Below are 15,534 nucleotides of genomic sequence, written 5' to 3'. Positions count from 1 at the left end.
ACCAGACACTCGTCGTGCACCAGAAGCACCCGGATCACTGCCACCCCCTCCGCTCGCCGTACGCCCCCTCGTCGTATTGAGCGTGTGCCCCATTGTTCGCGACCGTGACCCTGCGTGGGCGCGGAGAACCGGCCATCAGGGTGCGCGGGGGCGCACGCCCAGCGCCCGTACGCCCGACCACGCTTCGACTACGGGGGCATGGGTCGGAGCGGTGGGGGTAGGCACGTGCCCCCGACGGGGCCGGAGCACATGTGACCGACGGTAACCGGGGCGGTTCCGGAGCCGCTCGTCGTGCGGGACGGGCCGCCAGGGGGGAGATTTGTTCCTGGACCCGGTCGCGCGGCCGTGCGAGGAGGTGGTCGGCGTGTCCGACGGGCAGTACTCCGCGCAGGCGCCCGCATCCGCCAGGACGCCGGTCGGCCGGCCCCTGCTCTCCCTGGCGCTGGCCTCAATGATGGACGAGGTGCACGCCCACTCCGGCGCGGTGTACCTGATGGCACCGGATCAGCCGGTGCTGGAGATGGCGGTGATGGCCGGGCTGCCCCGGGCGTTCGCGGCGCCCTGGGAACGGGTGGGCCTGAGCGCGTCGATCCCGGTCGCCGACGCGGCGCGCGAGCGGCGGCTGGTGTGGGTCGGCGGCGAGGAGGAGATGGCCCGCCACTATCCGCGGATCGCCGTGGTGCTGCCCTACCCGTTCGCCCTGGCCGCGGTGCCGGTCGCCACCGAGTCCACCGTGTACGGCGCGGTCTTCGTGACCTGGCCGGGCGCCCATCCGGCGGAGATGTCCGACCACGAGCGCAAGCACCTGACCGCGGCCTGCGGCCGGCTGGCGGTCCGGCTGGAGCGGGCCGCCGCGCACAGCATCCCGCCGCACCCCGAGACCGACATGCTGGCCTCGCCCCTGGTGAGCGGGCTTGCCGGCACGCTGGGCACGGTCGAGGCGGCCCGGATGGTGAGCCGGCTGCCGTATGGCCTGGTCTCACTGGACCTGCACGGACGCGTCGGCTTCGTCAACGCGGCGGCGGGTGAGCTGCTGAACGTCCCGGTCAGCAGGCTGCTCGGCACCCAGCTGTGGGCGTCGGTGCCATGGCTCAACGACCCGGTGTACGAGGACCGTTACCGGGCCGCGCTACTCAGTCAGCAGGTCACGTCGTTCGTGGCGCTGCGCCCGCCCGGCGAGTGGCTGTCGTTCCGGCTGTACCCGAGCACGACGGGCCTGAGCGTGCGCATCACCAGGTCCAGGGCCGTGTCGCGGATGAACCGGACCGCACCGCCGCCCGACGGGGCGCCCTCCCGGCTCGTCACCATCTCGCAGGTGCTGGACCTGGCCGGGGCGCTCACCGAGGCGGTGGGGGTGCAGGACGTGGTGCAGCTGGTCGCGGACGAGATCGCCCCGGCCGTGGGCAGTCAGGCCCTGGTCGTGCTGGGCTCGCGGGCGAACCGGCTGCGGGTGCTCGGGCATCGCGGATACCGGGACCCGCACCTGGTGGAGCGGTTCGACGGGATGCCCCTGACGGAGTCGACACCCGGCACCCAGGTGCTGCGGACGGGCGTGCCCGCCTTCTTCGAGTCGCAGGAGCAGCTGGAGCGCCTGTACCCGGCGCGGCTCGCGACCCCCGACGGGTTCGCGGCCTGGGCCTATCTCCCCCTGATCGCCCAGGGCCGCCCGGTGGGGACCTGCGTGCTCTCCTACTCCGAACCGCACCCGTTCCCTACGGAGGAGCGGGCGGTGATGACCAGCATGGCCGGGCTGATCGCCCAGGCGCTGGAGCGGGCGCTGCTCTACGACGCCAAGTACCGGCTCGCGCACGGCCTCCAGGAGGCGCTGCTGCCGCACTCGCTGCCGTCGCTGCCCGGCATCGAGGCGGTCGGCCGCTATGTGCCGGCCACTCAGGGCATGGACATCGGCGGGGACTTCTACGACCTGGTCGGCACTCAGGGAACGGCGGCGGCCGTGATCGGCGACGTCCAGGGCCACAACGTGACGGCGGCCGGGCTGATGGGGCAGGTCCGCACCGCGGTGCGCGCTTACACGACCGTGGGACAGGCGCCCGAGGAGGTCATGCGGAGCACCAACCGGCTGCTGCTCGACCTGGGGTCCGACCTGTTCGCCAGCTGCCTGTACCTGCGGCTCGACCCGGAGCACGGGCGGGCCATGATGTCCCGGGCGGGCCATCCCCCGCCGCTGCTGAGGCGTCCGGACGGAAAGGTGCGCGTCCTCGACCTGGCGGGCGGGCCGCTGCTGGGCATCGACGCCTCTGCGGTGTACCCGACGACGGAGGTCGCTCTGGCTCCCGGTTCGCTTCTCGTCCTCTACACCGACGGGCTGGTCGAATCCCCGGGCACGGACTTCGAGGAGGAGCTCGCGGATCTGGGCCGGAGGCTGGGCGATGCCGGGGACCAGCCGCTGGACGAGCTGGCCGACAGCCTCGTCCATCAGCAGCGGCAGCGCGCGGACGGGGAGGAACGGCTGGACGACATCGCCCTGTTGCTGATCAGGGCCCTCGGGTAGGTCGCGGGGCGCGCCGGCACCCCGGCCGGGAACGCCGGTGGCCGGCCCGGTTCCGCCAGGAAGGGGGCGGAACCGGGCCGGCGGCGTCGGACCGGCTGCCGACGGCTGTGTGGGCGTCAGCGGCTCTCGGTCAGACCGGAGTTGTCCTCGACACCCTGGCCCGCGTCCTGACCGGCACCCGCACCGGCCTCGTCGCCTCCGGCCTGTTCACCGGCACCGGCCTGCTCACCGGCACCGGCCTCTTCACCGGCGCCCGCACCGGCCTCGTCACCCGCACCGGCTTCCTGACCGGCACCGGCCTCTTCGCCCGCACCCGCGTCCTGACCGGCACCCGCACCGGCCTCTTCGCCCGCACCGGCTTCCTGGCCCGCACCGGCCTCGTCACCGGCACCGGCACCGCCGCCCGCGGCACCGCCCGCGCCGAGGGTCGCGCCGACCGCTTCCAGGGCGGTGGTCACCGGCTGGAAGAACGTCTCGCCGCCGACCGTGCAGTCGCCGCTGCCGCCGGAGGTCAGGCCGATGGCGAGACCGTCCTGGGTGAACAGCGAGCCGCCGCTGTCGCCGGGCTCGGCACAGACGTTGGTCTGGATGAGGCCCGTGACGGTGCCCTCCGGGTAGTTCACCGTGGCGTCCAGGCCGAGGACCTGGCCGTCGGCGAGCCCGGTGGTACTGCCCATCCGGAAGACCTCCTGGCCGACGGTAGCCTCCGCGGCCTCGGTGATCGGGACGGTCTGGTTGCCCGTGTTGACCTCGCTGGGCGCCTCGGTCGCCGGGTCGTCGTACTTCACGAGTGCGAAGTCACCGTCGCCCGGGAACGTCGACTGGTCGACGGTGGCGATCGGCTGACCGCCCTGGGTGTCCGACCACTCGTTGCCGCCGAGGGTGCAGTGACCGGCCGTCAGGAAGGCGGGCGAGCCGTCGCCCGCGGTGACGTTGAAGCCGAGGGAGCAGCGCGAGCCACCCGCGAAGATGGCGTCGCCTCCCGAAACGAACGGCTTGAAGGTGCCGGAGGACTTCTTGATGGTGGCCATGCCGGAGCCGAGCTCCTGCACGGTGGATTCCAGTCTGTCCCACTTGGCGCCGGTCACGGTGCTGTCCGCCGTCACCAGGAGCTTGTTGGTGCGCGGGTCGATCGACCACGAGGTACCGGCGATGGTCGCCTCGGACTTCAGCGTCGAGGCGCCGTCCTGGAGCTCCGACCAGCTGTTCTCGACCTCGCGGACCTTCGCGCCGGCCGCCTTCGCCTGCACGATCACGTTGTTGTTGTCGCCCGGTACGACGTTGACGACGAGCTGCTGGCTGTCGCCGTCGTAGTAGGAGCCGCCGAACGCCTCACCGAGGAGCCCGGAGAGCTGCGAGGCGAGATCCGAGGCGTCGCCCGCCTTCAGGGTCTTCGGCGCGGCCGCCGCGTCGTCGGACGAACCGTCCTGCGAGGCGTTGGCGTTGGGGAGCAGGATCGCGGCCGCGCCGAGCGCCACCACGCTGCCCGCCGCTATCGCGGCCTTGCGCTTCGGAATTCGCTTGTGACTCAAACTTCTCTCCTCCTGGGGAACGGAGTAGGTGCCGCCGTCCGGCAGCTTCTGGGGGGGCGCCTGGATGGCTGTTGGTACGCACGGGCCGCACGGGGCGTTCAATTCCGATTGCAAGTGATCCCTTCGCATCACGGAATCAGCCAACTCCCGCCGGCCGCACGGCGACCGCGCGATTCCCTGCCGCCCTGTTCGCACAGGGCCGGTCCGGCGGAGCCGGCCGCGCCGGCCCGGGGAGATGCATGGCCTGATGACGGCCTTTCAGCGACGGGCCCCCGCCGTCCGGGCGGAACGCCACACTCCGTATCCGTCCGGGAACGATGCGTCGAGGTCACGGAGTCAAATCCCGGCTTCAGCGAATCTGCACATCGAATGCTCAACCCGGTCACGGAAATGAGGGTTATCCACACGCCGGCCGGGCCGGACACGCCTTTGGGGCGGGAGTGCCGGATTCGCCGCCCCGCCGGGCAAGGGCCCGGATGCGCCGATGCGGTGCCGCATGTGAAGAACTCGCCGCCAAGCAGTGCACGAACCTGCACGGATCGGTGCCGCTGAGGCGCAAGTTGCCTGGTGAGGCGGGTGGTTGATTGGAAGCGCGGAGCGGCGGCGTGCTTTGATCCATCGCACCGCGGGGGCCGCTCAGGGCACTCGGAAACGGATGCCCGGTGCTCGCGGTCGCGGCCGTCATCTGTCCCCAGAGGGGGCCGCTCCCCCCTTGTGAGATATCCATATGAAGGGAAGTTCCATCATGAACTCCACCCCCCAGGTTGAGACCGTCGAGATCGCTGACGCCCAGCTCGACGCCATCTCCGGCGGCCTGTCCGTGAACGCCGTGAACACCGTCACCGACACCGTTGACGGCATTGCCCCGGTCTCCGGCCTGGTCGACACCGCCGTCGGCACCGTCGAGGGCGTCACCGGCCTCAACACGGCCCCGGTCACCGGCCTGGTCTCCGGCCTCTGATCGAGCCCTTGTGCCGTTGATTCCCGGAACCGCAGCCGGCGGTTCCGGGTTCTTCGGGTTCCGTACGAGCCTTGTGCCTCGGCCGTCCGTTCCTCTTCCACGGGTGAGGGAAGTTCCTTGCAGTTCCGCCAACAGGCCCTCGCCAAGCTCCAGTCACCGGAGGAACTCGACCTGCCGGTGCGCTTCGCCCGCCCGCAGGGCTGGCTCGTGCTCTCGGTGACGGTGGTCGCGATGGCCGCCGCCTCGGTGTGGGCGGTGACCGGCTCGGTGACCTCCACCGTCAGCGCACCCGCCATCATCACGCACGGGCAGGGCAGTTACGTCCTGCAGAGCCCCGTCGCGGGCCAGGTCACCGCGGTGCTCGCCAAGCAGGGCGAGCAGCTGCCCGCCGGCTCCCCCGTGCTCAAGGTCCGTACGGGCAAGGGAGAAACGGTCGTCCGTACCCTCGACGCGGGCCGTGTCTCCGCGCTCGCCGCGACCGTCGGGCAGATCATCCAGACCGGCGCGAACGTCGCCGCCGTCGAGAAGGTCGCCCGCACCGGGGACCCGCTCTACGCGACCGTGTACGTCCCCGCCGAGAACGCCGCCTCGATCCCCGACGACGCGGCCGTGGACCTGACCGTGCAGTCGGTGCCGACCCAGGAGTACGGCGTGCTGCGCGGTCATGTGAAGTCGGTGGACCGCTCGGCGCAGTCCCCGCAGCAGATCGCCGCGTTCCTCGGGGACAGCCAGCTGGGCGAGCAGTTCACCAAGAAGGGCAGACCGGTGGCCGTGACGGTCCGGCTGGACAAGTCCTCCACCACCAAGAGCGGCTACGAGTGGTCCTCCGCGGACGGGCCCCCGTACAAACTGGCCTCCATGACGCCGGCCTCCGGTTCGATCCGGCTGTCCGACGAGCGCCCCGTCGACTGGCTGCTGCCATGAGCGCGACCGCACAGGAACCCCGGAGCAGGCGCCGCGCCGCCCCGCCCAAGCGCAAGGTGCCCAAGGCCCGGGCGAAGACCGTCCGCACGCCCACCGTGCTCCAGATGGAGGCCGTCGAGTGCGGCGCCGCCTCCCTGGCGATGGTCCTCGGCCACTACGGCAAGCACGTCCCGCTGGAGGAGCTGCGCATCGCCTGCGGTGTCTCCCGGGACGGCTCGCGCGCGAGCAACCTGCTGAAGGCGGCCCGCTCCTACGGCCTGACGGCCAAGGGCATGCAGATGGACCTGGCCGCCCTCGCCGAGGTGACGTCGCCGGCCATCCTGTTCTGGGAGTTCAACCACTACGTCGTCTACGACGGCATGGGCCGGCGCTTCGGCCGCCGGGGCGTCTACATCAACGACCCCGGCAAGGGCCGCCGGTTCATCCCCATGGAGGACTTCGACGGCAGCTTCACCGGTGTCGTGCTGGTGATGGAGCCCGGCGAGGACTTCGCCCGGGGTGGCCGCAAGCCCGGTGTCCTGGGTGCGATGCCGGCCCGGCTGCGCGGCACGGCGGGCACGATGCCCGCGGCGGTGCTGGCGAGTCTGCTGCTGGTGGCGGTCGGTGCGGCGGTGCCCGCGCTCAGCCGCACCTACATCGACGAGTTCCTGATCGGCAACCAGACCTCGCTGCTCGACGTGCTGTTCCCGTCGATGGCGGCGTGCGTGCTGCTCACGGTGGTGCTGACCTGGCTCCAGCAGGCCAACCTGCTGCGCGGCCGCATCATCTCCTCCACCCTGTCCAGCGCCCGTTTCCTGCGGCATCTGCTGCGGCTGCCGGTGACGTTCTTCTCCCAGCGCAGCCCGGCCGACCTGGTGCAGCGCCTGCAGTCCAACGACGCGGTGTCCGAGACCCTGTCCCGCGACCTCGCGGCGGCGGGCGTGGACGCGGTCGTGGTCGTCCTGTACGCGGTGCTGCTGTACACCTACGACCCGCAGCTCACGTTCGTGGGCATCGGCGTCGCCCTGCTGAACATCGTCGCCATGCGGGTGGTGATCCGGCTGCGGGCGACGCGCACGGCGAAGCTGCGGGCGGACTCGGCCCGGCTCACCAACACCGCCTACACGGGCCTTCAGCTGATCGAGACGATGAAGGCGACCGGCGGCGAGGACGGCTACTTCCGCAAGTGGGCCGGGCAGCACGCCACCACCCTGGAGGAGCAGCAGCGGCTCGGCGTGCCGAGCGCCTGGCTGGGCGTGGTCGCGCCGACGCTCGCCACCCTCAACAGCGCGCTGATCCTCTGGATCGGCGGCATGCGCGCGATCGAGGGGCACATCTCGGTCGGTCTGCTGGTCGCCTTCCAGGCCCTGGTCGCCCGGTTCACGGCCCCGCTGACCCGGCTGAACGGCGTCGCCGGCCGCATCCAGGACTTCGCGGCGGACGTGGCCCGGCTGAAGGACGTGGAGAACTTCAAGGCCGACCCGCTCTACGGCCGGCCCGGCGCGAGCGAGTCCACGCGCCGCCTCCAGGGCCATGTCGAACTGGAGAACATCATGTTCGGCTACAGCCCGCTCGACAAACCCCTGCTCACCGGCTTCGACCTGACGGTCGGCCCCGGGCAGCAGGTCGCCCTGGTCGGCGGTTCGGGCAGCGGCAAGTCCACGGTGTCCCGGATGATCTCCGGGCTTTACGCGCCGTGGGAGGGCGTGATCCGTATCGACGGGCAGCGCATCGAGGACATCCCGCGCGGGGCGCTGGCCGCCTCGGTCTCCTTCGTCGACCAGGACGTGTTCCTCTTCGAGGGCACCGTCCGCGACAACGTGGCGCTGTGGGACCCGTCGATCCCGGACGAGGCGGTGGAGGACGCGCTGCGCGACGCCGCCCTGTACGACGTGATCACCCGCCGGCCCGGCGGCATCCACAGCAAGGTCGAACAGGACGGCCGCAACTTCTCCGGCGGGCAGCGCCAGCGCCTGGAGATCGCGCGGGCCCTGGTGCGCCGCCCGAGCATCCTGGTGCTCGACGAGGTGACGAGCGCGCTGGACGCGGAGACCGAGCAGGTCGTGATGGACAACCTGCGCCGGCGCGGCTGCGCCTGCGTGGTGATCGCGCACCGGCTGAGCACGGTGCGCGACAGCGACGAGATCGTCGTCCTGCAGCACGGCACGGTCGTGGAGCGGGGACGGCACGAGGACCTGGTGGCGCGTGGCGGCGCGTACGCGGCACTGGTCAGGGAGCGGTGAGATGACGGCCGTCCACGAAGGGCACGACGGCGACCTCGTGCTGGGCGCCTTCGGGCAGATGGGCTCGCGCATCGACTGCGCCGGGTTCAACCGTCTCGACCTCGAAGGCCCGCAGGTGCTGTGGCTGGTCGCGTCCGGCGCCGTGGACCTGTTCGCCGTCGAGGCCGGACAGCAGGGCCACTGGCACCATCTGGGCCGTTTGGAGGCGGGTTCGCTGGTGCTCGGCCCGGTGCCGGGCCCGCAGCACACCCTGGTGGCCCGGCCGCTGCGGGACTGCGTGGTGCACCGCATCGGGCTGCGCGAGCTGTACCAGCCGGCCAACACGGCGACCTGGTCCTACGACGAGTACGGCAACCCGCAGTACGTCCCGCCGACGACGAGTCCGCTGGAGTACGCGCTCGCCCTCGGGGTGGGCCGCAGCCTGTCGATCCTCTTCCAGGCGCCGATGGCCACCGAGCGGGCCGCGGCGCCCACCGACGACGACGTGTTCTGGATGCAGGTCCCGCCGGGCAGCGTGCAGTACGGCTCGCTGTACGGCGCGGAGGCCGCGGCCGACCTGCTGATGGACCCCGCGCTGTGGCAGTCGATGGTCGACCAGCAGTACCGGCTGCTGACCACGCTGGACCGCTGGATCGAACAGCTGGAGCGCACGCACGAGACGCGCACCGCCGAGGGCATCAAGGCCGGTGAGGCGGTGCGCGCCCAGGCCGACCAGACGCTCCTCGCCTCCATCGGCAAACGCTCCTCCAAGCGCACGACCGCGGCGGACGCGGACGCCACGTACGCCGCCTGCAAGCTGGTCGGGCAGGCGGCCGGGATCCGGATCACCGAGCCGACCCAGAAGGGCACCGGCGGCGACCGCCTCGACCCGGTCGAGCAGGTCGCCCTGGCCTCCCGCGTGCGGACCCGGGCCGTACGGCTCGACGGCCGCTGGTGGCGGGACAACGTGGGGCCTCTGGTCGGCCAGCGGGCCCTGTCGGGTGCGCCGGTCGCGCTGTTGTGGCGGCGCGGCGGCTATGTCGCGGTGCATCCGTCGACCGGGCGTGAGACGCCGGTCGAGAAGGCCAACGCCGACGAGTTCGAGCCACGTGCGGTGATGTTCTACCGTCCCCTGCCGGAGCGGGGGCTCAGTCCGCTGCGGCTGCTGCGGTTCTGTATGCAGGGCATGCGTGGCGATCTGACGGGTCTGCTGCTCAGCGGTCTGGTCACGGTGGCTATCGGCGCGCTGGTGCCCATCGCGACCGGCAAGGTGCTGGGCGAGTTCGTGCCGAAGGCGCAGACGGACCTGATCGTGCAGGTGTGCCTCGCGGTGATGCTGAGCAGTGTGGTGGCGGCGGCCTTCATGCTGTTGCAGAACCTCACCATCCTGCGGATCGAGGGCCGGATCGAGGCCACGCTCCAGCCCGCGGTGTGGGACCGGCTGCTGAGGCTGCCGACGAGGTTCTTCACCGAGCGCTCCACGGGCGAACTGGCCAGTGCGGCCATGGGCATCAGCTCGATCCGCCGGCTGCTGGCGGGGGTCGGGCCGACGGTCGCCCAGTCCGTGACGGTCGGGGCGATGAACCTGGGGCTGCTGCTCTGGTACAGCGTGCCCATGGCGATGGCGGCGATCGGCATGCTCGTCGTCATCGCGGCGGTGTTCCTGGGGCTCGGGCTGTGGCAGGTGCGCTGGCAGCGGCGTCTCGTGGTGCTCTCGAACAAGCTGAACAACCAGGCGTTCCAGACGCTGCGGGGCCTGCCCAAGCTGCGGGTGGCCGCCGCCGAGAACTACGCGTACGCCGCGTGGGCGTCGGAGTTCGCGCGCAGCCGGGAGCTCCAGCAGAAGGTCGGCCGCATCAAGAACCTCACGACGGTGCTGGGTGCGGTGTACCTGCCGCTGTGCACCCTGCTGATGTTCATGCTGCTGGCCGGTCCGGCCCGCGGCTCGATGTCGGCGGCGGCGTTCCTCACCTTCAACACGTCGGTGACGATGGTGCTGACCTCCGTCACCCAGCTGACGGGCTCGTTCGTCTCGGCGGTGGCCGCGCTGCCGCTGTTCGAGGAGATCAAGCCGGTGCTGGACGCGACGCCGGAGGTGCGTACGGCGAGCACCCGGCCGGGTCCGCTGACCGGGGCGATCGAGGCGCGGCGGGTGTCCTTCCGCTACGCGGACGACGGGCCGCTGGTCCTGGACGACGTGTCGTTCGAGGTGCGGCCGGGCGAGTTCGTCGCGGTCGTCGGGCCGAGCGGCTGCGGGAAGTCGACGCTGCTGCGGCTGCTGATCGGCTTCGACCGGCCCGTCTCGGGCAGCGTGCTCTACGACGGGCAGGACCTGGCGGCGCTGGACCAGTCGGCGGTGCGCCGCCAGTGCGGTGTGGTGCTCCAGCACGCGCAGCCGTTCAACGGCTCGATCCTGGACGTCATCTGCGGCACCGAGCCGTACACGCCCGAGGAGGCGATGGCGGCGGCCGAGATGGCGGGTCTCGCCGAGGACATCAAGCGGATGCCGATGGGGCTGCACACCATCGTCGCGGGCAGCGGAGCCGTCTCCGGCGGCCAGCGCCAGCGGCTGATGATCGCCCAGGCGCTGATCCGGCGGCCGCGCATCCTCTTCTTCGACGAGGCGACCAGCGCGCTCGACAACGAGACGCAGCGCACGGTCATCGAGAGCACCAAGGCCCTCAACGCCACCCGGGTCGTCATCGCGCACCGGCTGTCGACCGTGATGGACGCCGACCGGGTCGTGGTCATGGAGGACGGCAAGGTCATCCAGCAGGGCCCGCCCGCCCAGCTGCTCGCCGACACCCAGGGACGGCTGCACGAGCTGGTGCGGCGCCAGATGGCGTGACGTAGCGCACTCAGCGCGGCCGGTGCCAGCAGCGCGCCGAAGACTGATGGTGACGGCGCAGCTGGGCACCACCGTGCTGCTGCCGCGCCTCGGTCCGAAGACCGTCATCCCGCTGGGCTTCGCCGTCGCCACCGCGGGCATGGCCTGGCTGACCGGCATCGGCATCGGTTCCTCCTACGCGAGCGCGGTGCTGCCGCAGCTCGTCGTGATCGGCGTGGGTCTCGGCCTGGTGATGCCGACGGCCATGCAGCTGGCCACCGGCGGGGTGGCCGCCGAGGACGCGGGCGTGGCCTCCGCCATCGTCAACGCCATGCAGCAGGTGGGCGGTTCGGTCGGTACGGCGCTGCTCAACACCCTCGCTGCGAGCGCGGCGACCGACTACCGGCCGGCAAGGACCCGAGCAGCAGGCTCGTGCAGGCCCAGGCCACGCTGGAGAGCTACGCCACCGCCTTCTGGTGGTCGGCCGGGTTCTTCGCCGCGGGGGCACTGATCACCCTGGTCCTGCACCGGCGCGGGGTCCCGGAGCAGGACGCCGGGGCGGCGCCGGTCGTGCACATGTGACCGGCGGGGCGGGGCCGTCGTGGGCAGGGACACGGCGGCCCCTTCTCCCCGCCCGGTGGCGCGTCCTCGCCGGTCCGCGGGGTGCGGTCTGTTGGCCCGGCCCGTAAACGGGTACCCACCGCCCATGCGAATCAGCGTGGTGGACGTGGGATCGAACACGGTCAGACTGGTGGTCGCGGACGCGGCGGACGGGGTGCCGCTGCCGGTGCACACGGCCAAGTGGCGACTCAGGCTGTCCGAGCAGGTCACACCGGGGGGACCCGTCCCGGAGCGGGCCGTGGACCAACTCGTCGACGCGGTGGCCGAGGCGAGCAGGACCGCCACCCGGTGGGGTGCGGCGGGCCCGCTGGCCTTCGCGACCGCCGTGGTGCGCAACGCGCCGAACCGGCACGAGGTGCTGCGCGCGGTCCGCGCCCGGACGGGCGTCGACCTGTGCACCCTGCCCGGCGAGGTCGAGGCGGAACTGACGTTCCTCGGGGCCCGGCGCTGGATGGGGTGGCGGTCGGGGCCGCTCGCCCTGCTCGACATCGGCGGCGGCACCTTCGAAGTGGCTTTCGGACGCGGCCGGTTGCCCGACTTCGTGGCGTCCTTGCCGCTGGGCGCACGGCGGCTGACGCACGAGTTCTTCGCGGACGAGGACCCGCCGTCGCCCGAGCGGGTGCGGGCGCTGCGCCGCAAGGTCCGCCACCAACTGCGGGACGTCGCGGCGCGGATCCGCTGGGAGGGCCCGCGCACCGCGGTCGCCACCTCCCGCACCTTCCAGCAGCTGGGGCGGCTGTGCGGCGCGGCGCCCGGACGCCACGGCCCGTTCGTCGACCGGCAGATGCACCGCTCCGAACTGCGGGCGGCGATCACCCGGCTGGCCGCCCTGCCCGCCGCCGAACGCGCGCACCTGCCCGGCATCTCCGCGCCGCGCGCCGCGCAGAGCCTGGCGGGAGCGGTGGTCGGGCACACCGCTCTGAAGCTGACCGGCATCAAGGCCGTCACGGTCTGCCCCTGGGCGATCCGCGAAGGGGTGCTGCTGCGCCATATCGAGGACGGCCCCTCCTGGTGGGCGGAGGTCACCCGCCGCAGCGCGGAGGCCGCCCCTCCCGACCCGGTGCCGCTGCGCATCGCCGCAGCCTCCCGCTGAACCGCCCACAGCCATGGCATGACGCACCGAAGACGTACCGCACAGAAAGGAGACCCCCGTGTCCCAGCACGAGGACCGCGACCGGGACCAGGACCAGCACGGCAAGCCGCCCGAGACGGCTCTGGAGGAGGTGCTGAGGGAGGTCGAGGACGCCGAGACCCGCACCCGGGACTCGGACGAGCAGCGCCGCCACCGGGGCGAGGCCGGGGAGGCCGTCACCCCCAACGCGCGAGCACAGGACGAGTCCGAGGGGGACTGACCGGCGCCGGGCGGTGTCACACGGCGGGTGACCTCGGTCGCCGGGCGGGTACCCGACGCGCATGGAGCACGAAGGACCACGTCTGCCCACCCCGCGCGGCCCGCTGAGCAGGGGCGTCGACGCCTGTCTGCGCGGCGCGGGCCGCCTGCCCCGGCTGGAGGAGGTCGCCCGCGCCGAGGTGTACGGCGACGACCTCCAGCTCGCCCTGTACCTGTGCTACGAACTGCACTACCGCGGCTTCGCGGGCGTCCCCCCGGAGCGCGAGTGGGACCCCGACCTGCTGCGCGTCCGCGGCGCCATGGAGCAGCGCTTCCTGTCCGCGCTGCGCGCCGACGCGCACGTCCACGACAGCGTGGACGAGGCACTGGCCGGCCTGCTGGTCGAGCCCGTCGAGGGCACCGGCGTCACCCACTTCCTGCGCGACGAGGGCGAGCTGTGGCAGGTGCGCGAGTACGCGGCCCAGCGCTCCCTGTACCACCTCAAGGAGGCGGACCCGCACGCCTGGGTGCTGCCGCGGCTGTGGGGCCGGGCGAAGGCGGCGATGGCGGCGGTCGAGTTCGACGAGTGGGGCGGGGGCCGCGCCGACCGCGTGCACGCTTCCCTGTTCGCCGGCCTGATGGCGGACCTGGGCCTGGACACCGCGTACGGCCGCTATCTCGACGCGGCGACCGCCGAGGCCCTGGTCACCGTGAACATGATGTCCCTCTTCGGGCTGCACCGGGCGCTCAGAGGCGCCCTGGTCGGCCACTTCGCGACGGTCGAGATCACCTCGTCACCGGGTTCGCGGCGGCTCGCCGAGGCGATGCGCCGCACCGGCGCCGGACCCGCGGCCGAGCACTTCTACGACGAGCACGTCGAGGCCGACGCGGTCCACGAGCAGGTGGTGCGGCACGACGTCATCGGCGGACTGCTGGAGAGCGAGCCGCATCTCGCCCCGGACGTCGCCTTCGGCATCGACGCCACCGAGTTCGTCGAGGAACGCTTCGGCACCCGGCTGCTCGCCGACTGGCGTGCATCACGCTCGTCCCTGTGTGCACCACTTGCCCGGGAAGCAGCTCATACCTCCTGATTGCCGGGGTACCCGGTGTCCGTGATCGCACTGGCACTCCCGGGCGTGTACGCCCCGCAGGAGGACACCGAGCTGCTGGCCGGTGCCCTGTCCGACGAGCCGCTTCCCCCGGGCGCGAAAGTCCTCGACGTGGGCACCGGCAGCGGCGCCCTGGCCCTGGAAGCCGCGCGCCGGGGCAGCCGTGTGACCGCGGTGGACCTGTCCTGGAGCGCCGTGTGGGCCGCGCGGCTGAACGCCCGTGTGGCGGGGCTCCCGGTCCGCATCCTGCACGGGAACCTGTTCGAACCCGTGCGCGGCGAGAGGTTCGATCTGATCCTGGCCAATCCGCCGTACGTGCCGGCGCCGGACGGTCATCGCAGGCCGCGGGGCGCGGCCCGGGCCTGGGACGCGGGCGGCGACGGACGGCTGGTCGTCGACCGGATCTGCCGGCAGGCGCCCGGGCGGCTGCGGCCGGGCGGGGTGCTGCTGCTGGTGCAGTCGGCGCTCAGCGGGCCGGACCAGACCGTCGGGCAGTTGCGCGCGGCCGGCCTGAAGGCCGCCGTGACCCGCCGGCACCGGATCGCGCTCGGGCCGGTGCTGCGCGGCCGGGAACGCTGGCTGCGGGAGCGGGGGCTGCTGTCCGCCGCCGATGACAAGGAAGAGCTGGTGGTCGTCCGTGCCGAACTCCCCGTCTGACCGGTCCGCCGCACCGCGCCGCGTAGCCGTCCAGCGCAAGGGCCCGCTGCTGATGGAGGGGCCGGTGGAGGTGGAGCTGGAGGACGGCTCCGTCGTCACCTCCGACCGCTTCCGCGTGGCACTGTGCACCTGCCGCCGCAGCCGCCGCTACCCGTGGTGCGACACGAGCCACCGCGACCGGGCGTGATGCCCGGCCGTAGAAAAGCCCAGGGGCCGGCGGGCGGCCCCACTCCGCCCGCCGGCCCCCTTGCACGAGATCGCAACTCCCCGTGAACAACGGCCCGGCTCCCCAGCCACGGCCCGCTGTGCTTCACGGATCCAGCGCGATCCCGGTCTGTGGGCTCAGCCCTCTCAGAAGGAGAAGACGCCCGTTCCATAGGCGTTCTTCATGCAATCGTTGGAGAAGGTGCGCTCGTAGGAGACGCGCTTGCCCTGCCATACGCCGTCGACGGTGACGACCACCGGGTCGTACTGCTTGGTGCACATCACGCCGCCCCTGGCGGTCAGGGCGTCGAAGTCGCCGCCGACGCCGCGCAGTTCCGCGCAGGCCGGCGCGGCCGCCGGGTGCGTGCCGGCGGGCGCCGGGGCACAGGTCAGGGTGACCGCGCGTTCCGGAGTCGCTGTGATCGCGCTCTCGCCGTGGCCCACCGTGAGGACGAGGGCCGACGGGGCGTAGAGCGCGGTGGGGGCCTGACCCGGATCGGCGAGAGCGGCCCCGGAGAGGGGTCCGCAGACGGCGGTGGCCGTCAGTCCGATGGTCATGGCCCAGCGCGCGGTGGTCCGCATTGTGTGCATCCTTCCGCATCGATTACAGGGTGTGCCGGCCCGTGCTCGGTCGGTGCCCGGAGCGGCGAGCGCGA

12 protein-coding genes and 1 pseudogene are annotated in these 15,534 nt (G+C 72.5%); 11 read left to right on the top strand and 2 right to left on the bottom strand.

Going from position 1 to position 15,534, the window contains the following annotated elements:
• The first annotated feature begins 355 nt into the window (after positions 1-355).
• Positions 356-2,512 carry a SpoIIE family protein phosphatase gene (locus RFN52_RS37390; protein ID WP_184854184.1) on the top strand — a complete coding sequence of 719 codons (2,157 nt, stop codon included), beginning with the start codon at positions 356-358 and terminating at the stop codon, positions 2,510-2,512.
• 116 nt (positions 2,513-2,628) lie between these two features.
• On the opposite strand, the gene RFN52_RS37385 is transcribed toward RFN52_RS37390, so the two are convergent.
• Positions 2,629-4,044 (bottom strand): S1 family peptidase, encoded by a 1,416-nt coding sequence (locus RFN52_RS37385; RefSeq protein ID WP_184853351.1) that lies wholly within the window; start codon positions 4,042-4,044, stop codon positions 2,629-2,631.
• A 745-nt stretch (positions 4,045-4,789) separates the two neighbouring features.
• Between RFN52_RS37385 and RFN52_RS37380 the strand changes: the two genes are divergently transcribed.
• From RFN52_RS37380 to RFN52_RS37335, 10 genes and pseudogenes are all read left to right on the top strand, one after another.
• Positions 4,790-5,005 carry a hypothetical protein gene (locus tag RFN52_RS37380; RefSeq protein WP_003994898.1) on the top strand — a complete coding sequence of 72 codons (216 nt, stop codon included), beginning with the start codon at positions 4,790-4,792 and terminating at the stop codon, positions 5,003-5,005.
• Positions 5,006-5,122: 117 nt separating this feature from the next.
• Positions 5,123-5,929: a biotin/lipoyl-containing protein gene (locus RFN52_RS37375; protein WP_184853350.1), complete on the top strand. Its 807-nt coding sequence runs from the start codon at positions 5,123-5,125 to the stop codon at positions 5,927-5,929.
• Positions 5,926-8,151, top strand: coding sequence for an NHLP family bacteriocin export ABC transporter peptidase/permease/ATPase subunit (locus tag RFN52_RS37370; protein ID WP_184853349.1), 2,226 nt, complete (start codon positions 5,926-5,928; stop codon positions 8,149-8,151). Before RFN52_RS37375 ends, RFN52_RS37370 begins: the two co-directional genes overlap by 4 nt.
• Position 8,152: 1 nt before the next feature.
• A complete protein-coding gene (locus RFN52_RS37365; protein ID WP_184853348.1) occupies positions 8,153-10,978 on the top strand; it encodes an NHLP bacteriocin export ABC transporter permease/ATPase subunit in 2,826 nt (941 codons plus the stop codon).
• A 43-nt stretch (positions 10,979-11,021) separates the two neighbouring features.
• Positions 11,022-11,539, top strand: a pseudogene (locus RFN52_RS37360) (MFS transporter); the annotation flags it as partial.
• A gap of 124 nt (positions 11,540-11,663) precedes the next feature.
• The gene (locus tag RFN52_RS37355; RefSeq protein ID WP_184853347.1) at positions 11,664-12,671 is read left to right on the top strand and encodes a Ppx/GppA family phosphatase; all 1,008 of its coding nucleotides are present in this window, start codon (positions 11,664-11,666) and stop codon (positions 12,669-12,671) included.
• Positions 12,672-12,729: 58 nt separating this feature from the next.
• Positions 12,730-12,930: a hypothetical protein gene (locus RFN52_RS37350; RefSeq protein WP_184853346.1), complete on the top strand. Its 201-nt coding sequence runs from the start codon at positions 12,730-12,732 to the stop codon at positions 12,928-12,930.
• A 61-nt stretch (positions 12,931-12,991) separates the two neighbouring features.
• Complete coding sequence (locus RFN52_RS37345; RefSeq protein ID WP_184853345.1) at positions 12,992-13,999, top strand: iron-containing redox enzyme family protein; 1,008 nt, start codon at positions 12,992-12,994, stop codon at positions 13,997-13,999.
• A 30-nt stretch (positions 14,000-14,029) separates the two neighbouring features.
• Positions 14,030-14,674 (top strand): HemK2/MTQ2 family protein methyltransferase, encoded by a 645-nt coding sequence (locus RFN52_RS37340; protein WP_229856121.1) that lies wholly within the window; start codon positions 14,030-14,032, stop codon positions 14,672-14,674.
• Positions 14,655-14,861 (top strand): CDGSH iron-sulfur domain-containing protein, encoded by a 207-nt coding sequence (locus tag RFN52_RS37335; protein ID WP_033308553.1) that lies wholly within the window; start codon positions 14,655-14,657, stop codon positions 14,859-14,861. The genes RFN52_RS37340 and RFN52_RS37335 overlap by 20 nt, the downstream gene beginning before the upstream one ends.
• A 164-nt stretch (positions 14,862-15,025) precedes the next feature.
• Here RFN52_RS37335 and RFN52_RS37330 read toward each other — a convergent pair whose 3' ends face one another.
• Positions 15,026-15,460, bottom strand: a complete 435-nt coding sequence (locus tag RFN52_RS37330) for a protease inhibitor (RefSeq protein WP_184853344.1) — start codon at positions 15,458-15,460, stop codon at positions 15,026-15,028.
• Positions 15,461-15,534 lie beyond the last annotated feature (74 nt).

It is taken from the genome of Streptomyces collinus (assembly GCF_031348265.1).
Classification (GTDB): Bacteria; Actinomycetota; Actinomycetes; order Streptomycetales; family Streptomycetaceae; genus Streptomyces; species Streptomyces collinus.
The sequence above is the reverse complement of the archived record's forward strand: the minus strand, read 5'-3'. Positions and strand labels throughout refer to the sequence as shown.